Consider the following 21917-nt stretch of genomic DNA (forward strand, 5'->3'; position numbering starts at 1 on the left):
GAACGGTCCCGGGGAGAGCACGAATCGCCGGTGGGGGAGTCGCAGCCCCCCCACCGGCGCCCGCCCCGCTGGTCGTGGGTGCGGACGGAGGGGTGGCGGTGACCGGCCGGCCCGGACCGAGCTGCGCGTGGGTGGTGCGCTGATTACTTGAGGGTGCCATTGTTTGCCGACAGGGGGGAGGTGCTCAAGCCGTCCGGAGAACCGAGCGGATGGTTTCCGCGACGGGCGGGGCGGAGGCGGCCAGGAGGTGCAAGTTGAGCGACGGCGAGAAGGAGAGCATCAGCTCCCCGTGGTCCTCGCCGTCCTCGCACAGGGTGTGGTCCTTAACGAGCAGGATGGTGTCAGGCCCGAGGCCGCCCATCGGGTTGTAGGTGATCGAGCGGTGTCCCGGCTGGGCCTGTTCCCGCTCCAGTGCCGTGCGGACGACCGTCGCGCACGGGCCGTGGAAGAGCTCGTGGAGGCGGGCGTCGCTCTGCGGGCCGACGGCCACACGGAGCTCCGCCGACTCGACGGCGAGGGCGAGGTGAACGGTCTTGTCCTCGCGGACGGGAGGTTGCTCCAGGGCGGTCACGGTGTGCCGACCACCGACCGGGGCGACCTTCTGCCGGCCGTCGGCGTCCGGCGCCGTGTGGGCGTTAGCCCGGCGGCCCGCCTGGCGGGCGCTCCAATAAAGATCTGATGATCCCCTCCCGTCGGACGGAAGGGTCCCCGGATGACCTTCAGCGAATGGGGACAGGTGTTCGGCGATGAGGTCCTCGCCACCGCTATCCTCGACCGCCTCCTGCACCACTGCGAAGTGATCTCCATCAACGGGCCCAGCTACCGGCTGAAGAACCGGCTCCAGGCCATCGAGCGCGAGACCGACGTGGCCTAGAAGATCATTTCGCGGAGAGCCCGGGTCAGGTTCAGTCGCTGTCGAGTCGCTGGAGGATCTGAGTGAACTCACCAGAGTCCAACAGGCCGGCGATGACATCAGTCATGTTGCTGACGCCAGGCTCACGGACGATCAGCCCATCCGAGCACCAGAAGTAGCGACCCCCCAGGGCCTCGTCGCTCCCTGCCCAGGTCTCCATCAGACGTGCGACTTCAGCAACGGTGAAGACAGCCGCGCTCCACCGGGATCCATCCAGAAGCCGGACTTCGAGATCAACATTGCACACCAGGTCCAGGTCCTCGTCCGGGTTGGGCAGGAAGGACGCCTCGAAGGACTCCGTGCGCACCCGGTACCACGGCCCGTCCCAAGCACGTTCGACTGATCCGAGCGATGCGCTGTGACTCATCGTGCGAGTGTCTCCGCTCGTTCTGCTGATCTCAACCGAGATCCTCAACCGTGCTCTGGTCCGAGGACACAGATGGGGACGTTCATCCGTACGCAGCTGGGGAGCTTAGGTCGTACGCCGACACGAGTGGAAGCTGAATCATCTTCCGCCGGACACCAGGCCGCTGCCCTCGGTGACCCGCTACGACCAGTTGCTCCGACACCGCCGTGCCGGCGGCGGTGACCTGCGAGAGGGAGAAGCTCCATGACCACCCTGCCCCGCCAGCGGAACCTGAGCGAGCAGGCCGCGACCACGGCCATCGAGACCGCCTGCCGGCTGCTGCGGCTGCCGTCGATCCGCAACGAGTTCGCCGAGATCGCCGACCGGGCCGCGAAGGACCAGATGACCTACCGGGGCTTCCTCGCCGAGCTGCTGATGACTGAATGCGACGACCGGGCCCGACGCCGCTCGGAGCGGCGGATCAAGGCCGCCGGGTTCCCCCGGGACAAGTCGCTGCGGACCTTCGACTTCGACGCCAATCCCAACATCGACCCGGCTGTGGTCAACACCCTCGCCAGCTGCGAGTGGATCAAGAAGAGCCAGCCGCTCTGCCTGATCGGCGACTCCGGCACCGGCAAGTCCCACATGCTCATCGCCCTGGGCACCGAGGCCGCCATGCAGGGCTACCGCGTCCGCTACACGCTCGCCACCAAGCTGGTGAACGAGCTGGTGGAAGCCGCCGACGAGAAGCAGCTGAACAAGACCATCGCCCGCTACGGCCGCGTCGACCTGCTCTGCATCGACGAGCTCGGCTACATGGAACTCGACCGCCACGGCGCCGAACTCCTCTTCCAGGTCCTCACCGAACGCGAGGAAGAACAGCGTCGCCATCGCCTCCAACGAGTCCTTCGGCGGCTGGACCAAGACCTTCACCGACCCCCGCCTCTGCGCGGCCATCGTCGACCGCCTGACCTTAAACGGCACCATCATCGAGACCGGCACCGACTCCTACCGACTCGCCTCGACCCGGGTGCGGACCGAAGCGCCCGCCAAAGCCGGCTGACCGCTACATGGTTCAGCTTGACGGTCCTCCACCCCAAGGATCGTCGAGCACTGTTTCGCGGATGTTCGCCGTGAGCATTTCGTCGATGCAGCTGCGCAACCCGACGCCGGTGGGATCGATCCAGGTGAGCCATGGCACCGGCTGGAGCAGGTCGTCGTATTGACGGGTGCCGGGGTCGGTGAGGAGGGCGCGAAGCTCGTCGGGGGCGGGGTCGGTGACCAGGCACAGCCAGGCCAGGCCGGCGCCGATGCGGACCTCGGGCGGTTGTCCGGGATCCGACCACAGGCCCCATGCCCACTTGGGAGCGTGTTCATCCTGGTGTTCGCGGGCAAGTTGGGCGATCGCCAGGATCAAGCTCACCCGGACTACCGCCTCGTCTTCCTTCGCCAGCCTGCACTGCAGAGCAGAGGAGACGTGTGAAAGCTCGCCGGTCGCCGCCGCCAGAACGTAGGCGGTCACGGAGCGGGCCTCGGGGTCGGGGTCGGAGAGAAGCGGGAGCAGAAGGTACAGGTCGTCCGTGACGGCCTGACGGGCGGCCTGGATCGTCCAGTCCACCGGGCACATCGTGCTGCCCTCGATCATCAACGGCTCCTCGGCGACCTGGAGCAGGCCCTCCCGCGATCCGTCCCCCATGTGCTGACACCGGCCGATCTCGGCGGCCAGGCGAAGGGTTTGGGCACGGAGTCCGGGGCGCGCGGTCGCCGCGATCCGGAGCAGGAACGGCACCGCCAGTGCCCCCACTGCGATCGTGCCGCCCTGGTGGTGAAGACTCGTCCAGAGCTGCCGCAAGGCCCCGTCGGCAGCTTCGGCGTCCCCGGATGCGAGCGTGGCGAGCAGGCCGGGGATCTCCTCGCCCGGGCCGTAGAAGTGCCGGAACCGCTGCCAGGGGACCTCGTCGTACCTGAACCCGTCCTTGACCTCCCGCGGGATCGCGCTGACCACCGCCCTCACGTCGCAGTCCGTGCCGACCCACCGTTTCGGCCAGTCGTCCCAACGGTCGTCGTCCATGGCGCGGCCTTCCAGTCCATCGACAGCATTCCGAACACCGGGAGTCTAACGACCGGTGATCAAGAGACGGACCGCTTCTGCCGCACTCCGGTGGCATCCCACCACGGCGACGTCATTTCTCGTGAACATCTCCAGCACTCAAGATCGCCAACTGCTGCCCAAACTGCTGATCAAACGCTGCTACTTCGGCTCTGGCTCAACTTCTGTGACGCGGCCACTCTGAGTGACGGTCAGGCTCCTTCGAGCCATACACGAAGTCGCCCGAAAATGATTCGTAGGCAGGGTGGTTGGGCTGACAGTTCGGGGCCGTGGAAGAGGTCGTGCTCCGGCTGAAGGAGCTGTTGTTCCCGTCGATCGCGGACATCGTGGTGCTGTCGGTGGACGTGAACATCGAGATAGTGCGCGTTGTTGCGCAATGCGTCGCGGACGGCGCCGTGTGTCCGGTCTGCGGGGTCTGGTCGAACCGGGTTCATGGTTCCTACCTGCGGTTTCCCGCTGATGTGCCGAGCGGTGGCCGAAGCGTTGTTCTCCAGCTGAGGGTCCGCGGTTCACCTGCGGGAACTCGGGCTGCGCACGCCGTACCTTCGTCGAGCAGATACCCGACCTGACACGTCGGCACGGTCAGCGGACCGAGCGGTTGCGCTCCTCCCTGGCCGCTGTCGGCCTGGCCCTCGCGGGCCGGGCCGGGGCCCGCATCGCCCGCGTTCTCGGGGTATCCGTCAGCCGCAGCACAGTGCTCCGGCTGGTAGACGCTCTCCCCGAACCTGATATCCCCGCGCCGCGGGTGGTCGGCGTCGACGAGTACGCCACCCGCAAGGGCCGCCACTACGGCACCGTCCTCGTCGACATCGAGACCCGCCGCCCTGTCGATCTGCTGCCGGACCGGGAGGCGTCCAGCCTGGCGGCCTGGCTCGCCGAACGGCCAGGCATCGAGGTCGTCTGCCGGGACCGTGCGCCGTTCTTCGCCGAGGGCGCCTCCGCCGGCGCCCCGCGGGCCGTCCAGGTCGCGGACCGGTGGCACCTCTGGCACAACCTGAGCGAGGCCGCCGAACGGGCCGTCGCCCAGCATCGCCGCTGCCTGCGAGCCCTTGCCCTGGCCGCCCCCGAACCCCAGCCAGAACCCGCCCCGGAAGAACAACCGTCCGGTTCACCCTGGCCGACCGGACACCGCTTCGCCGACCGCACCCGAGCCCGGCACGCTTCCGTCCACGCGCTCCTGGAGGCGGGACACAGCCTGCGTTCGGTCCAGCGGCAGCTCGGCATGGCCTGGCACACCGTCAAACGGTTCGCCGACGCCGCGAACCCGGAGGACCTGTTCACCGGCCAGTGGCAGAACCGGCCCTCGATACTCGACGACTACAAGCCCTACCTGGACGACCGATGGAACGAGGGCGTCACCAACGCATGGAAGCTGTGGGAGGAGATCGTGCCGCTCGGCTACAAGGGCAGCTATCAGCGCGTCCGTGCCTACCTGCACAAAAAGCGCACCTCGCCACGACCGGTGACCGCCCGGCCGTCCTCACCCCGAACGGTCTCCAAATGGATCCTCAGCCGCCCGGAAACCCTCACCGAGCCGGAACAACTCCAGCTCAAGATCATCCGCACCCAGTGCCCCGAACTCGACGCCCTCACCCGGCATGTCCGGTCCTTCGCGACCATGCTCACCGACCGCCAGGGCGACCGTCTCCTGGCCTGGCTCGACGCCGTCCGGCAGGACGACCTCCCCAGCCTCCACACCCTTGCCGCCGGCATCGACCGCGACCTCGACGCCGTCACCGCCGGCTTGACCCTGCCCTGGAGCTCGGGCGCAGTCGAAGGTCATGTCAACCGGATCAAGATGCTCAAGCGCCAGATGTTCGGCCGTGCAGGCTTCCAACTTCTTCGCAAGCGCGTCCTATTGGCGTGACGGAGAGTGGCCGCGTCACAGAAGTTGAGCCAGAGCCCGTCGCGGGGCAGCGTTTCGACAACAGTTCGGGAGGCACCTCCCGCGCCGGATGTTCACGCAAAAACGCTGGCTACGGGCGCAGGTGGCACCTGCATCGCGCCGTTGCCGAGTGGCGGCCGACCTTCCGTTCTCGTGCGAGCGTGCGCGGCGCCGGGTTCTGGAGGACCGGCTGCGCGAGCAAAACCTCGCGCGGCGGCGGGAGCGGGCCGAGCGCGAGCGTGCAAGGCGCTGCGGGCCCCTCCTGCGATCCGGCACCCGCCTGGTGCTCCTGGACGGGTATGGCGGACCTGGCCGCAGACAGCGGCAGATGCCTCGAGGATCTCGGCCGGTGACGACGGGCTCACCAGCTCATGGACGAGGGCATCGCCTTGCTCCCGGCCACCCGCTCCAAGACGCGCGCGGCGTTCCTCACCTACCAGGCCGAGGCATACCTCCGCGATGGCGAAATCGAGACCGCCGGGCCGAGACCGCCACCCGTGCTGGGAGCGGGCGGACAACGCGGCTCGGTCGATTACCCAGGCGTTCCGGCTTCACTGCCCTGTGATCCCTTGTCAACACTGGTACTTCACTGTTCGGCTGCGTACAACGGCCTTCCGGCACTCGGAACGAACCGCACTGCTGAGGCACGGGCCGCTGGACCAGGAGGAACCCGACGGTACCGTGACAGTGGTGACCGACGGTGCGGGCAGGCCATGACATCGGAGCGGCGACAGGCCCTGGGGCAGGACCGGATCCGGCGCGCTGGAACAGCGCTCGCGCCCCGGCGCCATCGCGACAGCGGGTACCGCCGTATATCCACTGCCGGCCGGGCATCGCCCTCGGCATCCTAGTCCAGGAGCGAGGGTCGCTAATGGCTCAGCCGGTCCGCTCGACTGTCCATGTCCGCGGCCAGGGCCGCGTAGATGTACTCGCTGCCCCAGCGATCCCCGTCGAGGTCGTTCTCGACCAGATGCGCCTCCCGACGCATGCCGAGGCGCTCGCAGACCCGCGCGGACCCGGTGTTCTCCACATCCAGCCGTGCGTAGAGCCGGTGCACTCCCAGCTTGTCGAAGGCAAACCCGGCCAGCGCCCTGGCCGCCTCCGTCGCATAGCCGTTCCCCTGGCGACGTGGGTGGAGAGTCCAGCCGATCTCGGCCTGGGCGGCGCGGGCATTGGCCAGGGTGAGCGTCACCTCGCCGAGGAGGCCGGGCTCATCGCGTCGGCACACAGCAAGCGCCAGCTTGTCCCCGTCGGCGCTCCAGACCGAGTGCGTGGCGCGCTCGGCCGCAACCTGCTCACTGCGCTCCCGCGTGTGCGCCGGCCGGTACAAGTAGCGCGCCACGCTCGGCAGGCTCTGGTAGGCGTACAGGTCGTCGGCGTCGCCGGGAGTGAACAGACGCAGCGACAACCGGGGCGTCGTCAACGGCAGCAGCGAGGTGACGTCCATACGGACCTCCGGGATGCGGATGTGGATCAAGATGCGGAACTGATCGTCGCATCACGGCTGACGGGCGGCCACGCCTTTTCACCAGCAGCGCCCGACAGCCCCACTCCATCACGAGGCGCGGCACCAGAAGTTGCTTGCTGACCCCCCACGCTCCTGGCTCCGGACGGCCTCGGCGACCAGGCCCTGCCCCCAGTGGGGACGTCCCCCAGCCGCCAGCCGACCTCAACAGCCGGTAGCACCTCCGGCAAGTAGTGGGGCACCGAAAGGCCGGTGAACCCGGCCAACTCGCAGTGGAGCGGATCTCCACTGCGAACAAGCCGAAGCCCTGTGGCTCCCACTCGCTGTCCCATGCCTGGATCCCGCCGCGAGTCTGCTGTTCGTCACGGACGCTGCCGTCACGGATCCACCGTATGACCTCGGGGTCGACGTTGACGGCGGCCATGGGCACGACGTCTTCCTCACGCCAGCGACGCAGGACCGAACGAGGAGTCTCAACCGTGACCATTCGATCACTCGGGGGAGTTGTCGCGTAGCCAGGACAGGACCTGCTGGGCGTGCACGTTGGGAGGAAAGACCGGGTAGAAGGCGTGCTCGATCACCCCGTCGCGGATGACGAGGGTGAGTCGTTTGAACAGAGTCAGCCCGTCGACCACGAAACGTGGGCAGCCCGAGTGCCGTGGCCAAGTTCAGCCGAGGGCCGGAGAACACTGCGAAGGGCAGGTGGAGTCGGTCGACGACCTCACGTTGATAGGTGGTCTCCTGGCTGGACAGGCCTAAGAGCTCCTAACGGAATGAGGCGGGGACAACCTGCTTGTGCCCGTTGATCTGGCTCGGAGACCCTGAGCTCCGACAGATGTGAGCGGGCAGGGCAAAGGGTGCAGGGTGGAACTGATCAACCTCTCGGATGGCGACAACAGCTTCCAAGTGCGTGTGCTGGGGCGTAGGTCGCCGGGTGTGTTGCATCTTCACGATCAGCTCGACGCAGAGGTCATTGTGACCAGCAGCTTCGTCGGCGGTCGGCTGGTCATGTCCCTGTTCCCTTCGGACCTGGAGGAGTGGTCCCGTGCTCTGGACCTGCTTGCTGCCGGTCAGGACATCTGCTGGAGGGATGACGGCCACAGCCCCGAGATCAAGATCCAGCCGTACAACGAGGAGCATGAGACTGTCGCTGTCCGTGTAGAAGATCTCGGCAGTTCATGTGTCTCCGTGTTCCTTCCCATGAGCCTTGAAGAGGGCTGGATCGACGAGCAGCGGAAGCTGCTCGGGCAGGTGCTGCAGGCGTGGCCGAGCGAAGTACTGAAGTCCTCACCGGGCGTCTATGAGTGGCGGCGCTGAACTGCGGCCAGGCGCCGCCAGCAGATGAGTGCGCACCCGAGGGTGAGGAAGGCTTCGTGGATGTCGTCGCGTATTTCCCAGCGGATCCGCAGACGGCGGAACCAGTGCAGGTGGGCGAACGCGCGCTCCACTACCCAGCGTTGGATGCCCAGGCCGGAGCCATGCTCGGTGCCGCGGCGGGCGATCATCGGCTTCACGCCGAGGTCCCAGACGAGGCGGCGGTACTTGTCGTGGTCGTAACCGCGGTCTGCCAGGACCACGTCCGGGCGGCGCCGGGGGCGGCCACGCTTGCCCCGCACGGACGGCACGGCCTGGAGGAGTGGGATCAGCTGGGTGGCGTCGTTGCGGTTGCCGCCGGTCAGAGTGGCGGCGAGCGGAATGCCGGTGGCGTCGGTGATCAGGTGGTGCTTGCTGCCTGTCCTGCCCCGGTCGACAGGGCTTCGTCCCGTCTTGGATCCCCCTTTAACGCCCGGATGTGGGAGCCGTCAACCGCCGCCCGGGAGAAGTCCAGGGCGTTTGCGCCGCGGAGCTTGGCGAGGAGGGCCTCGTGCAATCGCGGCCACACCTTGGCCTCGGTCCACTCGGCCAGCCGGCGCCAGCAGGTCATGCCCGAGCCGAAGCCGAGTTCCTGCGGCAGGTGTTCCCAGGCGATTCCGGTGTGCAGGACGAACAGGATGCCCTGGAACACGAGCCGGTCCGGATGCCGCTTGCGGCCCGGATGCCGGGTCCGGCGCTCGACCTTGGGCAGCAGTGGCTCGATCACCGCCCACAACTCGTCATCGACTTCCCACGGCTTCGGCCGAGCCACCCCGCACCCCCGGATCATCAGTCCCGGAGCGATCCAACCACCTCGAAGATCATTTCGTTAGGAGTTCTAAGACCCGCCTCACTCCGGCTGCGAGAAGCTCCTGGTGGTGATCGCGGAAGTCGCAAACTTCGGTGGTGCAGCCTCGTGCTACAGGGATGGTGTTCCCGCCGTGCGGCAGGTCGGCTTCCGGGCGGCCCTTCGCCAAGACCGGCCGGGAACGGTACGGCACGGGTCCCGACATCCGTGCCCGTCTCGACGCCTGCCTGGCCGAGAGCACCAAGGACACAACCCGGCCCCTCCCACTGACCGCCCGGGCCGCACGCGCCTTCCTCGACATCTGCTTCTTCCATCCCTTCGATGACGGCAACGCCCGCTGCGCGCTCCTTGCCTGCCTCTTCGTCCTGACCCGCGAGCATGTCGCACTCGACGACGTACGACTGCAGGCCGAGGAGCCGCAGGACGCATTGACCCTGGCCAGGTACATCGACCTCCACCTGCACGAAACCCGGCGAAGGACCGCCGTCCCCGCCTCCTAGAGGACCTGACAAAGGCGTTGGACCTGGCGGTGTGTGATGAGGCAGGTGGCGAGGCCGAGGAAGGCTTCGTGGATGTCGTCGCGTCGTTCCCAGCGGATATGCAGGCGGCGGAAGCCGTGGAGCCAGGAGATGGTGCGTTCGACGGTCCAGCGGAAGATGCCCAGGCGGGAACCGTGCGGCTGCCCTCGTTCGGCGATCACGGGGCGGAAGCCTCGTTTCCGCAGCGGTCGGCGGTACTTGTCGTGGTCGTAGCCGCGGTCCGTGAAGAGCATGTCCGGCCGTCGCCGTGGCCTGCCGACGACGCCGGCGACCGGTGGGACCTTGCCCAGCAGGGGCAGGAGCTGGATGACGTCGTTGCGGTTTCCGCCGGTCAGCGACACCGCGAGCGGGATGCCCTGGCCGTCGGTGAGGACGTGGTGCTTGCTGCCCGGTCTCGCGCGGTCGACCGGGCTGGGACCGCTTTTGGGCCCCGGCGGGCGGCCGTGACGTGGGAGGAGTCGATCACCGCCCTCGATCAGTCCAGCTTCTTCGCCGGTCACTTGATCAACAACTTCTGCTAGGGCCTCTACTGATCTTTTCGTAAGTTCGGTGGGCAGATGGTCAGGCCGGTATGGGCGAGGAAAGACCATGGCAGTCGGGGGTCGGCGGTGATGCGGTGGATGCCTTGCTCGGTGGCGTCGGCGACATCGGCGAGGTGGTCGCCGGCGAGGTTGGCGAGTTCACGCTTCTTGAGCGAGGACCACAGCAGTTCCACCGGGTTCAGCTCGGGAGCGTAGGCGGGTAATCGTTCCAGGGTGAGCCAGTCCTGTTCGGCGACCCAGGCCCGCATCGCCCGGCTCCAGTGGGCGGACAGGCCGTCCCAGACCAGGACCACTCGCTCGCCGCAATAGAACACCTTCACCTGCTCCAGGACTTCGATGAGCCCGGCGGTGTCGTAGCTGCCGGGCTTGAGGTGGAAGCACAGGCGGGCCCCGCGATCGGGATCGGCGGAGTGGTAGCCCAAGGCTCCGGCCATCGACGCGCGCTTCCAGTTCAGACGGTGCCGCAGGAGCGGAGTCCGCCCTCGGGGCGAGTAGGTGCGGCGGATCTGGGGGAGCAGGGAGACGCCTGATTCGTCGAGGAAGACGATCCAGGCACGTGTGTTCACGGCCCCTTTTTGATGCGCGGCCACTCGTGCGCGATCCACCGGGCGATCTCCGACTCGTCCCGCTCGACCGCCCGCCGCTCGGGCCGTTGCAGGCTCCATCCGAGCCGGCCGGTCAGCAGCCGCCACACCGACGCCCTCGACAACACCACCCCCGTTGCCCGGGTGACGACCGCGCCCACTCGTTCCAGGGTCCACAGATCAGCCTCGAAACCATGAGCCTGGGCACCTTGCTCCAACGCGGCCCGGACCATCTCGACCTGGGTGTCGTCCAGCTTGGGCGGGCGTCCGGTGGCCGCCCGTCTCCGCAGGCCCGAAGCACCGTCTTGCTCCCACACCCGCCGCCAGCGCCGCACACTCTCGGCACATACCCCCACCGCCCTCGCGATCTCCGCATTCGAGACGCCGCCCTCGAACAACTCGACTGCCCGAACACGACGCGCCTCCGCCAACTGAGGCCGCGACAAGGGAGGAAGGGAGGAGCCGACAACCGAAGGGGAAGGTTGATATGCCACCCCAACAGCCTCCCACTCACACGGCCACCACACCCACCGAACTTACGAAAAGATCAGTAATCTCCGCGTTGCAATTGGTTCCGGTTGAGATGGGTTGCGGCGTCGGTGGTGTCTTCCGGGCCGTGTGAGGGTTGCGGGCATGCAGAGGGCTGACACAGAGGCCGGGTTCTCCAAGGGTCCTGGGCTCTTGGGTGGGCAGGGACGGCGGCGCCGGGTCAGGTGGGCCGGGGCAGGGCCTTCAGCCGGTTCAGGGCGGTTGCCAGGTCCTGGCGCCAGGGCCAGGTGGCGGCGATCCGCAGATGTAGACGGCGGGCGCCGCAGGTGATGCGGGCCGCGGCATGGAGGAGCCGGTAGCGGAGCTTGTTCGGCTCAGCGGTGGCCAACTCGCCGTTCAACAAGAGCACTTGAGTCCAGGCGGAGGAGGTCGATGGCGGCCAGGGACAGCTCCAGCCAGGCGGCCCTGCTCAACGCCCCAAGGAGCCGGGACGGCAGTGAAGGAGTCAGCTCACGCCGCCCGGGGCGACAGAGCAGGCGACAGTGCCGGGGAACGCCGGCGCGGTAGAAGTCCGAGTCTCCGGAAGCGTTCCGGAGCCGGCGTAGCTTCCGGTGATGGGCACGGCTCCTCCCCGGAAGTCATGGTCACCCTGCGGGAATTGGCGTCCGAGCGAAGGCCTCCCGCGTCACCGGGCTGGCCGGGGTGCGACGAGGAGCCGCCACCTCCTGCCGCCTGACGTGTCCTCCCCTCGTGCCGATGAGGGCCCCGGGCCCGGTGGGTGCCACGCCAGGCTTCTGGGCGTCTCCGTCGTGGGACGCCCGATGGGACTGTCCACCAGGAGCGTGCGTGCGACGTTGCCGCGCGATCGAGGGGCATACCGCCGAGGGGACATCCCTGACCACTCCGCGGAGCGCGGTGTCGCCTGCCGCACGCAGTGCCCGTTTGCGTGCGACAGAACGCTGTGCGAGCCTGGTTGGCGGGACCTTCGATGCGTCATGTGCCGACTGGGCCGCTCGAATCGCTCAGCGCGCGAAGTGCAGGTCACGATGGGGTTCCTGGCCGCGGAAGCACTCGAACGTGCACGCTGCACGCGGTGGGTCGGCAGGGGTGCGACATCGCCGTTGGCGCACTCGACAGGGCCGTCCAAGCCAACCATGGAGGAGGCTGCAATGCCCGTCCAGGCTCGTCGCAGAAGAGTGAAAGTCATCGGGAGCACCGTGCTCACGCTCGCAGCAGTGGCAGCTGTCAACCCCATGACAGCCGTTTCGGCGCACGCTGACGTGAACAGTCCGAGAGTCAACCTCGTGGTGACCGCGAGCTGTGCGAGGTTCGCGGACGATTCGGTTCCCACGGCGGTGACCGTCAGCACCCAGACCAACCCGGAGACGAAGTCGAAGAGCGTGGAGACCGACAACGAGTCGGCCACCTTCGGCGCGCTGAGGTTCCGGAACATCCCGTCAGCGGGGACCAAGGCGACGGCCACCGTCACCTGCGAGGATCCCGACGGAACTGACCAGCAGTACAGCAGCAAGGTCTTCACTGTGAAGCGCCCTGCTGGGACAGCGATCGTGCAGAAGATTTCCGTCAGCTGAACATAGGCCGCAGGCCGGAGGCCGGTCCTTGGGGCCGGTCTCCGTGTCGCCTTGGTGCGTGACGATCGACTCCGCCGGGACCGTGGCGAAGCACGGGCACCTCCACGCCTCACCCGGACGGTGATCGGCAGGCGGTGCCGTACGCGAGCCTGACGGACCGCCGCCGACCCGTGATGTGTCATATGGCCGCTGGTCACCGTCGACACCACGGGCGCGCTACTTCGCCAAGTGGCAGAAGGACGGCGTGTTCATCCAGCTCACCGGAATGCTCCGCCAAGCGTTACGGCAGAAGGAGGGCAAGGGCGCGGAGCCGTCCGCGTGCGTGATCGGCGCGCAGAGCGTCAAGACCTCTACCAGCGTCCCGGCCGCCGGCCAGGGCACGGACGCGATGAAGAAGATCGTGGGCCGCAAGCGGAGCATCGTCACCGACACCCTCGGACTGCTGCTCGCGGCGCTGGTCACCGCGGCGAGCGTGCAGGACTCCGTCGCCGGCACCGACCTGATCGGCCAGGTCTGAGGACCGAGGTCGCACGCCGAGGTCTTCGCCCCGAGGATGCGATGTTCACCCGCGAGACGCCCGCATCTCGACGTGGCTGAAGGATCACCGCACGGCCCTGGACGTCGTCGTGGTCGCCGAGCGCGTCGGTGTCAGCGTGTCCTCGCTCGTACGGCGCTTCCCGTACTGCTTCCGGCAGTCGAGGGAAGCCGCCAACGACCTCATCGAAGCCGCCTTTGTCGGTCAGCACAGAGGATGACCACAGGTGTGCTGCCCTGAATTCTGTAGCGATGCAGCGATCTGCGGGTTGACCACGGACCTCACTGCCTCCGAAGAGAGGGCTGCGGTTGGGGAGACCAGTGCTCCCCAACCGGGCAGACGGATGGCCGTCGCCGCCTGAGACCAGTAGAGCCCCTTCGAAGCTGTCTTGACCGTCCCGTCCTTCGGCGCGACGGCGAGCGTTGCCCACTGCCTGTCTCGCCGTATTCGGCCAGAATCATGGTGGCGGTCGACGGGGGCAGGCCGGCTCGTGCGGCCTGCCCAGACATGGCCGTGCTGCTCGGCTGAGTGCCCACGGCACCGGCTTCCCACCGATGGCCCTGCGCAGCGATCGCAGTTCGCGTGAGCTGGTGAACGACGGACATGGTTCGACAGTGAGATGGTTCTGCTGGAGGGGGCTCCGGTCTTCGTCGAGCCGCTGTCGCAGACGGATTTGGAGCTGTGGCCGGAGTGCGCCCACTTCACTCACTACGGCGTCGGCACGATCGGCAGCACGGGGTTCGGAGCCTGGCGGGAGCCGACCGTGCACACCATGTCGACGCACCGGCTGGTCACGGGGCGGCCGAGCGGGCCTTTGACATGGGGATAACGAGTAAAACCGGCATCACCGTCATGAACGCCCATGCTCTGCTGCACTGCGACGCCCACCTCGACGACGTCCCCGGCTGACGGTCGGCAGCCCTTACGGAGTCCGAACGGGTGTCAGCGGGGCGCGTCAGTCCCGCAGTGGGTGTTCTGCTCGGAAAGACTGGCCCGCATGGACGGCGCAGGGCGGATCGTGGTCATCGGCGTGGGCAATGAGTTCCGCCGTGACGACGGCGTGGGGTGGGCGGTGGTGGACCACCTCGCCGAGCCGGAGCCCCCGGCGCCCGCTCTGACCGGCGTCGAACTCGCCTTCTCCGACGGTGACCCCGGGCGGCTGATCGGGACCTGGCGGGGCGCGTCGCTCGGCATCGTCGTCGACGCCGCGCACGCCCATCCCGGATGCCCCGGCCGGGTGCACCGGCTGGAGGTCACACGAGGCGAACTGGCCGCGTCGTCCGCGGCCAGTTCGCACGGCCTGGGACTGGGCGAGGCCGTGGAACTGGCTCGCGTTCTCGGATGGCTGCCGGAGCGGCTGGTCGTCTTCGCGATCGAGGGTGAGGACGCCTCGGTGGGCCGCGGTCTCTCCGTGCCGGTCCAGAACGCTGTCGCGTCGGTGGCCGACCGCGTACGGCGAGAGATTCTCCGCCACCGCGCGGCCCTGAGGGACCTGTCGGCATGAGCGGAGTCAGGCAGACCTGGCGCATCGAGATCTCCGGAACCGTCCAGGGCGTGGGCTTCCGGCCGTTCGTCCACCGTACGGCCAACGCGCTGGGCCTGGACGGCTGGGTACGCAACGTGGACGGTCACGTGGTCGCGGAGGCGGCCGGACCGCGGGACGCTCTGGAGCGGTTCCTGGCCCGTTGCCGGGACGAGGCGCCGCCCCTGGCCCTCGTCGGCACCGTCACCGTGGGCCGCCTGGAGGCCACCGACCCCCACGGAATCGCCCCTGGTTCGGGCTTCGTCGTACTCGAGAGCACAGCGGGGTCGGCTACTGGGCCAGTGCGTCAAGTCCCGGCGGACGCGGCGGCCTGCGCCGACTGCCTGCGCGAACTCTTCACACCCGGCGACCGTCGCTACCGCTACCCCTTCATCAACTGCACCGCGTGCGGTCCACGGGCCACCGTCATCACCGGCCTCCCGTACGACCGAGCACGCACCACGATGGGCGACTTCACCCTGTGCACGGCCTGCGCGCGGGAATACGCGGACCCGGCGGACCGGCGGTTCCACGCCGAGCCGCTGGCCTGCCCTCGCTGCGGACCCCGGGCCTCGTGGTGGACACCGGCAGCGGCGTGCGAGGGCGAGGCAGCGATGAGCGCCGCCGCGGACGCGGTCCGCGAGGGACGCGTGGTTGCTGTCAAAGGGGTGGGCGGTTATCAACTGGTGTGCGACGCCACCGACGCGGCCGCCGTGGCCGCGCTACGTCGCCGCAAGCGTCGCCCCGACAAGCCCTTCGCCGTGATGGTGTCGGACCTGGCCATGGCCCGGCGGCTGGCCGACGTCGGGCCGGTCGAACGCGAGCTGCTGAACTCGCCCGCCTGCCCCATCGTGCTGCTTCCGGCACGCCCGTCCTCACCCCTCGCGACGGGAGTCCACCCCGGCACCTTACGCGTCGGGCTCTTCCTGCCGGCCAGCCCGCTGCACCATCTGCTGGCGCGCGACGTGGACCGGCCGGTGGTGTGCACCAGCGGCAACCTGGCCGACGAGCCCCTGGCCACCGGCGACGCCGAGGCCCGAGCGCGCCTCGCCGACATCGCGGACGGTTTCCTGACGCACGACCGCGCCATCCACGCCCGCTGCGACGACTCGGTGGTGACGACCCTGGGCCGTCAGGCCCTCACCATCCGCCGTGCCCGCGGCTACGCCCCCATGCCGATGCGGCTGCCCGTGGCCGGCCCGATCCCGACTCTCGCGGTGGGAGCGCAGCTGAAGCACACCTTTACTCTGGCGGCCGGCGACCGCGCCGTGACCGGACCGCACACCGGAGACCTGGCGGATCCGAGAACCGTGGACGCCTTCGAGGCGGCCTACCACGGCCTGTCACGGCTGGCCGGGATCGATCCGCAGGTGGTCGCCCACGATCTGCATCCCGGATACGTTTCCACCCGATGGGCCGTCTCCCGATGGCCGGCCGAGCGGCGCATCGCCGTTCAGCACCACCACGCCCATGTGGCGGCCTGCGCGGCCGAGCACGGGCTGGCCGGTCCGTTCACCGGCGTCGCCCTCGACGGCCTGGGGCTGGGCGATGACGGCACACTGTGGGGCGGGGAGGTGCTCGTCGCCGACCTGAGGGGATACCGCCGCGTCGGACGGTTCGGCACCGCGCCCCTGCCGGGCGGGGAAGCGGCCGTGCGCGCGCCCTTCCGTATGGCGCTGGGCTATCTGTTCGGCGCGGAGGAGCTGGGCTCCCCGCCGCCCTCCCGGCAACTGACGGACACGTTCACGGCCGGGCAGTCCGCCGACGAGGTTCGTGCGCTGCATGCCATGGTGGACCGCGAGGTGAACTGTCCCCGCGCCTCCAGCTGCGGGCGGCTGTTCGACGCGGCGGCGAGCATCCTGGGACTGTGCCACCGCGTCAGCTACGAGGGACAGGCAGCGGTCGCCCTTGAGGCGGCAGCCGGTGACGTGGAGGAGGAGCCGCTGCCGTGGCGGCTGGTCCGCGCCGGGGACGGCCATGACGCGCTGTGGGTGTACGACCCGTTGCCCACCCTGACCGGACTGCTGCGGGGACGGGCCGAAGGAGAGCCGATCCGGCGCCTGGCGGCGGGGTTCCACTCCACCGTCGCCGCGGCGACCGCCGCACTGGTGGAACGCGCCGTGGCGGACGGCGCCCCGCCCGTCGTGTGCTTGTCCGGCGGCTGCTTCCAGAACCTCCGCCTGCTGGACGAGATCCGCGGGCGGCTGCGCGGAGCGGGGCTGGAGGTGCTCGTGGGCAGCGTGGTGCCCGTCAACGACGGCGGTATCAGCTTCGGCCAGGCGGCGGTGGCCGCCGCCCGGCTCGCGGAGGAACGCGAGAGAAAGGGGGAGACGCCATGTGTCTGGGCATCCCAGGACGCGTGATCGACGCCCGTGACGAGGCCGGCGTGCGGATGGCGACCGTCGACTTCGGCGGCGTGCGCCGGGACGCCTGCCTGGAGTACACCCCCGAAGCGGGCATCGGGGACTACGTGATCGTCCACGTCGGCTTCGCCATCACCCAGGTGCACGAGGCCGAGGCGCAGCGCACCCTCGCCGTGCTGCGCGCCATGGGCGGCGTGGAGGACGAGCTGGGGGAGCCGCTGCCATGACGGGCGACACGGCGGTCATCGGCACCGCGGGGCTGGAAGCACTGGTGTCCACCCTCATCCGGCGCGGGCGCGTCGTCGTGGGCCCCACGGTACGCGACGACGCCATCGTGCTGGCCGAGCTGACGTCAGCCCGCGAACTGCCCTACGGGTGGGGCGTGGAGCTGGAGGCCGGCACCTACCGGCTCCGGCGCCGCGCCGACCGGATGGCCTTCTCCCACAGCGCCGGCCCGCAGTCGTGGAAGTACTACCTGCATCCGCAGCGGGTCCGGCAGTGGAGCGCCGACCGCGGTCCGGACGGCACAGTGACCGTGACGCACGAGCCTGACCGGCCGCCGTCCTACGCGTTCCTCGGCGTGCGCCCCTGCGATCTGGCCGCCATCGCCACCCAGGACCGGGTGCTGATGGGTGGTCCGCATACCGATGACGTCTACCGGCGGCGCCGCGCCGGGGCGTTCCTGGTCGTGGTCGAGTGCGTCGAACCCGGGGCCACCTGTTTCTGCGTCTCCATGGGCACCGGTCCGGCCGCGCACGGCTCCTACGACCTGGTGCTGACGGAGGTGGACGACGAGCGCGGGCACCGCTTCTGGGCACGGGCCGGCAGCGAGGCCGGAGCCGAGGTGCTCGCCGAACTGCCCCGCCTGCCCGCCGACGCTGCCACGGCCGACTCGGCCCGGAACGCGGTCGACCGGGCCGCCGGGCGCATGGGACGCACCATGCCCGAAGTGGACCTGCGGGACCTGATGCGCGACTCGCGCGAGGCCGAGCGCTGGAACGACGTAGCTGCCCGATGCCTGACCTGCGGAAACTGCACCATGGTCTGCCCGACCTGCTACTGCACCACTACCGAGAACGTCACCGACCTCACCGGCGACCACGCCGAGCGCTGGCGGCGCTGGGACGTGTGCTACGACCTGGACTTCACCCACATGCACGGCGGATCGGTCCGGCAAAGCGGGCGCAGCCGCTACCGGCAGTGGCTCACGCACAAGATCGGCACCTGGCACGACCAGTTCGGCATGTCCGGCTGTGTGGGCTGCGGCCGGTGCATCGTGTGGTGCCCGGTCGCCATCGACATCACCGAGGAGGCGCACGCCTTGCAGGCCGAGCGAACGGCGTGCGCACAGGGCGAGGCGGACACGCCCGAGCGGAAGGGAAACCCGTGACGGACACGGTCGGCTTCGCGGAGGGCCTGACCCCGGACCAGCGCGAAACACTGCACACCCTGGCCCGCCCGGTGTCCTTCCCGCCCGGGCACCGGCTCTTCGACGAAGGGCAGATCGCGGACCGGTTCTGGATCCTGTCCCGGGGCTCGGTGGCGCTCGACATCCAGGTTCCGGGGCGTCCCGCGCCCGTCATCGAAACGCTCGGGCAGGGCGACTTGTTGGGCTGGTCCTGGCTCTTCGAACCCTACCGCTGGCACCTGGGCGCCCGCGCCCTCGCCCCCGTGGACGCCAAGGAGTTCGACGCGTCCGCCGTGCGTGCCGCCTGCGAGCGGGACACCGGCTTCGGATACGTCGTGGCGCGCGCGGTCGCCGCGGTGGTGGGCCAGCGCCTGCGGGCCACCCGGATGCGGCTCCTCGACCTGTACGGGCCACCCCACGGAGGCGTGCGGTGAGCCTTCCCCGGATCTACGAGGTGGTGCGCCGCGATCAGGAGACACCCGACACCGCGACCCTCGGCCTGAGATCTCGAGAGGCGGCACTGCCCCCCTTCCGCCCCGGCCAGTTCGCCATGGTCTACGCCTTCCCCTGCGGCGAGGTCCCCCTCTCACTGGCCGGTACCCCTTCCTCCGGGGCCGGCCTGACCCACACCGTGCGCGCCGTCGGACCCGTCAGCCGGGCGCTGCACGACCTGCGGCCCGGACAGCAGGTGGGGGTGCGCGGCCCCTACGGCACCCCCTGGGACCTGACGGCGGCCCACGGCCGGGAGCTGCTGCTGATCGCGGGCGGTCTCGGACTGGCCCCGTTGCGCCCGCTGCTCCAGGCGGCACTCGCCGAGCCTCAGCACCACACCGGCATCACCCTTCTGATCGGTGCGCGAACCCCCGCCGACCTGCTCTACCGCTCCGAGTACGGCTCTTGGAGCGGGCGGGCCCGGGTCGCCGTCACCGTGGACCGCCCGGACGAACACTGGAACGGGGAGGTGGGCGTCGTCACCGCGCTGCTGGACCGAGTGCCCTTCCACCCCCCGCGCACCACCGCCTATCTGTGCGGCCCCGAGGTGATGATGCGTGCCACCGCCCGTGACCTCGCCCACCGCGGTGTTCCCGCCACGCACGTGTTCCTCTCTCTGGAACGCACCATGCGCTGCGGCACCGGGCACTGCGGCCAGTGCCAGCTCGGCCCGCTGCTGCTGTGCCGGGACGGCCCCGTCGCCACCTGGGACCGGGCCGAACCCCTCCTCTCCGTACGGGAGCTGTGAGTGACCACCGACGACCACGAACCCCGCCCCCGAGCCGGCCACCGACCGACCCTGGCGGTATGGAAGTTCGCCTCCTGCGACGGGTGCCAGCTGACCCTCCTGGACTGCGAGGACGAACTACTGCCGCTCGCCGGGCAGCTGGAGGTCTCCTACTTCCTGGAAGCCACCAGCACCGCCGGACCGGGACCGTACGACCTCTCCCTGGTCGACGGTTCCATCACGACCCCGCAGGACGCCGCGCGTATCCAGCACATCCGGGCCGTCTCCCGCCACCTGGTCACCATCGGCGCGTGCGCGACCGCCGGGGGGATCCAGGCACTGCGGAACTTCGCCGATGTCGCCGAGTACCGTGCGGTCGTCTATGCCAGCCCCGAGTACATCGACACCCTCGACGAGTCCACCGCCATCGCCCTCAACGTGCCGGTCGACTTCGAGCTGCGCGGCTGTCCCATCGACCGCGGGCAGCTGCTGGAGGTCATCACGGCCTTCCTGACCGGCCGCCGCCCCGACATCCCCGACCACTCCGTGTGCTTCCCTTGCAAGCGCCGCGGCACCGTCTGCCTGCCCGTCGCCAAGGGCGTACCGTGCCTGGGACCGGTCACCCACGACGGGTGCGGCGCCCTGTGCCCGTCGTACGGGCGCGGCTGCTACGGCTGCTTCGGGCCCTCCGCCTCCACCAACCTCCCCGCCTTCGTCCCGCTGTTGCGCCGGGACGGCATGACGGACACCGATGTGGTGCGGGTGCTGCGCACCTTCAACGCCGCCGCGCCCGACTTCGCTGAAGCCTCCACCGCGCTGGAGCACCCCGGCCGGGACACCGTCGAGCGGTCTGAGGGGGAGCGGTGACGCACCGGGGCTCCCGGGTGGTCCACGTCGGCGGGCTCTCCCGCGTGGAGGGCGAGGGCGCCCTCCACCTCCGCGTGGACGAGGGCCGCGTCACCGTCGCCCAACTGCGGATCTACGAACCCCCGCGCTTCTTCGAGGCGTTCCTGCGCGGGCGTGCCCACACCGAACCGCCGGACATCACCTCCCGCGTGTGCGGCATCTGCCCGGTGGCCTACCAGATGAGCGCGTGCAAAGCCGTGGAGGACGCCTGCGGGGTGACGGTCTCCGGTCCGGTCGCCGCCCTGCGGCGACTGCTGTACTGCGGGGAGTGGATCGAGAGCCAGACGCTGCACATCCACCTCCTGCACGCCCCCGACTTCCTCGGCTACCCCGACGCCATCACCATGGCCCGCCGCCACCGCGCCGACGTCGAACGCGGCCTGCGGATCAAACAGGCGGGCAACGCCATCGTCGCGCTGCTCGGCGGGCGGTCGATCCATCCGATCAACGTCCGGCTCGGCGGTTTCCACCGCACCCCCGCCCGCGCGGAACTCGCGCCGCTGGCCGAACGCCTGCGCCGGGCACGGGAAGACGCCCTGCACACCGTGGAGTGGGCGGCCGGTTTCGACTTCCCCGACGCCGGCTGCGATGCGCAGCTGCTGGCGCTGGCCGAGCCCGGCCGTTACGCCATCGAGGGCGGGACACCGACGGTCATGCCCGCCCCTGCCTCCGCCGGCCTCACCCCGGACAGCATCCGCGCCCTGCCCACCCGGACCTTCCCCCTCCACGACTTCGAGCAGCACGTCGTCGAACGCCAGCTTCCGCACTCCACCGCCCTGTACTCCGCCCTGGACGGCCGTCCGCACCTGACCGGCTGCCTGGCCCGGTACGCCATCAGCGGGCGCTGGCTGTCCCCCCTCGCCCTCCAGGCCGCGCACGCCGCCGGACTGGGCGACCCGCGCGCCGGCGCCGTCTGCCGCAACCCCTTCCGCAGCATCCTGGTGCGCGCCGTCGAGGTCGTCTACGCCTTGGACGAGGCGCTGCGCCTGATCAACGCCTACGAGCCGCCCTCTGCTCCGGCCGTGCCCGTGCCACCCCGTGCCGGGACCGGCCGAGGCGCCACCGAGGCCCCACGCGGCCTGCTCTACCACCGCTACGGGCTCACCGCCGACGGCACCGTCACCGATGCCTCCCTCGTCCCGCCCACCGCCCAGAACCAGGATGCGATCGAGGGCCACCTCCGTTCCGTCGTACAGGCCCACCTCGACAGCCGGCCAGGGGCGGACGACCTCGACGACGACGAGCTGCGCCTGCTGTGTGAACGCGCCATCCGCAACCACGACCCGTGCATCTCCTGCTCCGCGCACTTCCTCGACCTCACGGTCGAGCACCTCTGAG

General features: G+C 69.6%; 23 protein-coding genes and 5 pseudogenes. 17 read left to right on the plus strand and 11 right to left on the minus strand.

Annotated features, from left to right (window positions below):
• Positions 1-184: 184 nt before the first annotated feature.
• The gene (locus tag ACSURM_RS37460) at positions 185-571 is read right to left on the minus strand and encodes a hypothetical protein (RefSeq protein WP_436960657.1); all 387 of its coding nucleotides are present in this window, start codon (positions 569-571) and stop codon (positions 185-187) included.
• Between the two features lie 144 nt (positions 572-715).
• Between ACSURM_RS37460 and ACSURM_RS37465 the strand changes: the two are divergent.
• Positions 716-874 (plus strand): annotated as a pseudogene (locus ACSURM_RS37465) (ATP-binding protein); the annotation flags it as partial.
• Between the two features lie 31 nt (positions 875-905).
• On the opposite strand, the gene ACSURM_RS37470 reads toward ACSURM_RS37465, so the two are convergent.
• Positions 906-1280 (minus strand): hypothetical protein, encoded by a 375-nt coding sequence (locus ACSURM_RS37470; RefSeq protein WP_436960659.1) that lies wholly within the window; start codon positions 1278-1280, stop codon positions 906-908.
• Positions 1281-1523: 243 nt separating this feature from the next.
• Between ACSURM_RS37470 and istB the strand changes: the two are divergent.
• Positions 1524-2322 (plus strand): annotated as a pseudogene (istB, locus tag ACSURM_RS37475) (IS21-like element helper ATPase IstB).
• A gap of 12 nt (positions 2323-2334) precedes the next feature.
• Here the strand turns inward: istB and ACSURM_RS37480 are convergent.
• On the minus strand, positions 2335-3273 hold the full coding sequence (locus ACSURM_RS37480; RefSeq protein ID WP_436960661.1) for a hypothetical protein: 939 nt from the start codon (positions 3271-3273) through the stop codon (positions 2335-2337).
• A gap of 365 nt (positions 3274-3638) precedes the next feature.
• On the opposite strand from ACSURM_RS37480, the gene ACSURM_RS37485 reads away from it, so the two are divergent.
• Both ACSURM_RS37485 and ACSURM_RS37490 read left to right on the plus strand, forming a co-directional pair.
• On the plus strand, positions 3639-3938 hold the full coding sequence (locus ACSURM_RS37485; RefSeq protein WP_436960663.1) for a hypothetical protein: 300 nt from the start codon (positions 3639-3641) through the stop codon (positions 3936-3938).
• Positions 3926-5236 (plus strand): transposase, encoded by a 1311-nt coding sequence (locus ACSURM_RS37490; protein ID WP_436961266.1) that lies wholly within the window; start codon positions 3926-3928, stop codon positions 5234-5236. The genes ACSURM_RS37485 and ACSURM_RS37490 overlap by 13 nt, the downstream gene beginning before the upstream one ends.
• 886 nt (positions 5237-6122) lie before the next feature.
• Here the strand turns inward: ACSURM_RS37490 and ACSURM_RS37495 are convergent.
• The 3 genes from ACSURM_RS37495 to ACSURM_RS37505 are packed head-to-tail and all read right to left on the minus strand — an operon-like array spanning position 6123 to position 7354.
• A complete protein-coding gene (locus ACSURM_RS37495; protein ID WP_436960665.1) occupies positions 6123-6662 on the minus strand; it encodes a GNAT family N-acetyltransferase in 540 nt (179 codons plus the stop codon).
• Positions 6550-7206, minus strand: coding sequence for a GNAT family N-acetyltransferase (locus ACSURM_RS37500; protein ID WP_436960667.1), 657 nt, complete (start codon positions 7204-7206; stop codon positions 6550-6552). The genes ACSURM_RS37495 and ACSURM_RS37500 overlap by 113 nt, the downstream gene beginning before the upstream one ends.
• Before the next feature lie 4 nt (positions 7207-7210).
• Positions 7211-7354 carry a hypothetical protein gene (locus tag ACSURM_RS37505; RefSeq protein WP_436960669.1) on the minus strand — a complete coding sequence of 48 codons (144 nt, stop codon included), beginning with the start codon at positions 7352-7354 and terminating at the stop codon, positions 7211-7213.
• A 229-nt stretch (positions 7355-7583) separates the two neighbouring features.
• Between ACSURM_RS37505 and ACSURM_RS37510 the strand changes: the two genes are divergently transcribed.
• Positions 7584-8036, plus strand: a complete 453-nt coding sequence (locus tag ACSURM_RS37510) for a DUF5959 family protein (RefSeq protein WP_436952244.1) — start codon at positions 7584-7586, stop codon at positions 8034-8036.
• Here ACSURM_RS37510 and ACSURM_RS37515 read toward each other — a convergent pair.
• Positions 8018-8862 (minus strand): IS5 family transposase gene (locus ACSURM_RS37515; RefSeq protein ID WP_436952246.1). Its coding sequence is split into 2 segments (ribosomal slippage): positions 8018-8502 and positions 8502-8862, totalling 846 coding nucleotides; the frame shifts between segments, so codons are not numbered across the junction. The two genes, ACSURM_RS37510 and ACSURM_RS37515, sit on opposite strands and share 19 nt — an antisense overlap.
• Positions 8863-8999: 137 nt before the next feature.
• Here ACSURM_RS37515 and ACSURM_RS37520 point away from each other — a divergent pair.
• Positions 9000-9380 (plus strand): Fic family protein, encoded by a 381-nt coding sequence (locus ACSURM_RS37520; RefSeq protein WP_436960671.1) that lies wholly within the window; start codon positions 9000-9002, stop codon positions 9378-9380.
• Here ACSURM_RS37520 and ACSURM_RS37525 read toward each other — a convergent pair.
• The 4 genes and pseudogenes from ACSURM_RS37525 to ACSURM_RS37540 all read right to left on the minus strand — a co-directional run.
• Positions 9377-9891, minus strand: a pseudogene (locus ACSURM_RS37525) (IS5 family transposase); the annotation flags it as partial. The gene ACSURM_RS37520 and the pseudogene ACSURM_RS37525 sit on opposite strands and share 4 nt — an antisense overlap.
• A 54-nt stretch (positions 9892-9945) precedes the next feature.
• Entirely contained in the window at positions 9946-10527 is a 582-nt protein-coding gene (locus ACSURM_RS37530; protein ID WP_436955259.1) for an IS630 family transposase, read from the minus strand.
• Positions 10524-11072, minus strand: a complete 549-nt coding sequence (locus ACSURM_RS37535; RefSeq protein WP_436960616.1) for a winged helix-turn-helix domain-containing protein — start codon at positions 11070-11072, stop codon at positions 10524-10526. Before ACSURM_RS37535 ends, ACSURM_RS37530 begins: the two co-directional genes overlap by 4 nt.
• A gap of 182 nt (positions 11073-11254) precedes the next feature.
• Positions 11255-11498 (minus strand): annotated as a pseudogene (locus ACSURM_RS37540) (transposase); the annotation flags it as partial.
• 705 nt (positions 11499-12203) lie between these two features.
• On the opposite strand from ACSURM_RS37540, the gene ACSURM_RS37545 reads away from it, so the two are divergent.
• From ACSURM_RS37545 to ACSURM_RS37595, 11 genes and pseudogenes are all read left to right on the plus strand, one after another.
• Positions 12204-12626 carry a hypothetical protein gene (locus ACSURM_RS37545; protein ID WP_436960672.1) on the plus strand — a complete coding sequence of 141 codons (423 nt, stop codon included), beginning with the start codon at positions 12204-12206 and terminating at the stop codon, positions 12624-12626.
• 217 nt (positions 12627-12843) lie between these two features.
• Positions 12844-13140, plus strand: a pseudogene (locus ACSURM_RS37550) (transposase); the annotation flags it as partial.
• 640 nt (positions 13141-13780) lie between these two features.
• The gene (locus ACSURM_RS37555) at positions 13781-13990 is read left to right on the plus strand and encodes a hypothetical protein (RefSeq protein ID WP_436960674.1); all 210 of its coding nucleotides are present in this window, start codon (positions 13781-13783) and stop codon (positions 13988-13990) included.
• A gap of 168 nt (positions 13991-14158) precedes the next feature.
• The gene (locus ACSURM_RS37560; RefSeq protein WP_436960676.1) at positions 14159-14665 is read left to right on the plus strand and encodes a hydrogenase maturation protease; all 507 of its coding nucleotides are present in this window, start codon (positions 14159-14161) and stop codon (positions 14663-14665) included.
• Positions 14662-17046 (plus strand): carbamoyltransferase HypF, encoded by a 2385-nt coding sequence (gene hypF / locus ACSURM_RS37565; protein ID WP_436960678.1) that lies wholly within the window; start codon positions 14662-14664, stop codon positions 17044-17046. The genes ACSURM_RS37560 and hypF overlap by 4 nt, the downstream gene beginning before the upstream one ends.
• On the plus strand, positions 17019-17273 hold the full coding sequence (locus ACSURM_RS37570) for a HypC/HybG/HupF family hydrogenase formation chaperone (RefSeq protein ID WP_189997688.1): 255 nt from the start codon (positions 17019-17021) through the stop codon (positions 17271-17273). Before hypF ends, ACSURM_RS37570 begins: the two co-directional genes overlap by 28 nt.
• Positions 17270-18436, plus strand: a complete 1167-nt coding sequence (locus tag ACSURM_RS37575) for a 4Fe-4S dicluster domain-containing protein (RefSeq protein ID WP_436960679.1) — start codon at positions 17270-17272, stop codon at positions 18434-18436. The genes ACSURM_RS37570 and ACSURM_RS37575 overlap by 4 nt, the downstream gene beginning before the upstream one ends.
• Positions 18433-18888, plus strand: coding sequence for a cyclic nucleotide-binding domain-containing protein (locus tag ACSURM_RS37580; RefSeq protein WP_436960681.1), 456 nt, complete (start codon positions 18433-18435; stop codon positions 18886-18888). Before ACSURM_RS37575 ends, ACSURM_RS37580 begins: the two co-directional genes overlap by 4 nt.
• Positions 18885-19694 carry an FAD/NAD(P)-binding protein gene (locus tag ACSURM_RS37585; RefSeq protein WP_436960683.1) on the plus strand — a complete coding sequence of 270 codons (810 nt, stop codon included), beginning with the start codon at positions 18885-18887 and terminating at the stop codon, positions 19692-19694. The genes ACSURM_RS37580 and ACSURM_RS37585 overlap by 4 nt, the downstream gene beginning before the upstream one ends.
• Positions 19695-20540, plus strand: coding sequence for an oxidoreductase (locus tag ACSURM_RS37590; protein WP_436960685.1), 846 nt, complete (start codon positions 19695-19697; stop codon positions 20538-20540).
• Positions 20537-21916, plus strand: a complete 1380-nt coding sequence (locus ACSURM_RS37595) for a Ni/Fe hydrogenase subunit alpha (protein WP_436960687.1) — start codon at positions 20537-20539, stop codon at positions 21914-21916. The genes ACSURM_RS37590 and ACSURM_RS37595 overlap by 4 nt, the downstream gene beginning before the upstream one ends.
• The last annotated feature ends 1 nt before the right edge of the window (position 21917 follow it).

Origin of the sequence: Streptomyces sp. SudanB182_2057 (assembly GCF_964272715.1) — a bacterium.
Classification (GTDB): domain Bacteria; phylum Actinomycetota; class Actinomycetes; order Streptomycetales; family Streptomycetaceae; genus Streptomyces; species Streptomyces rubradiris.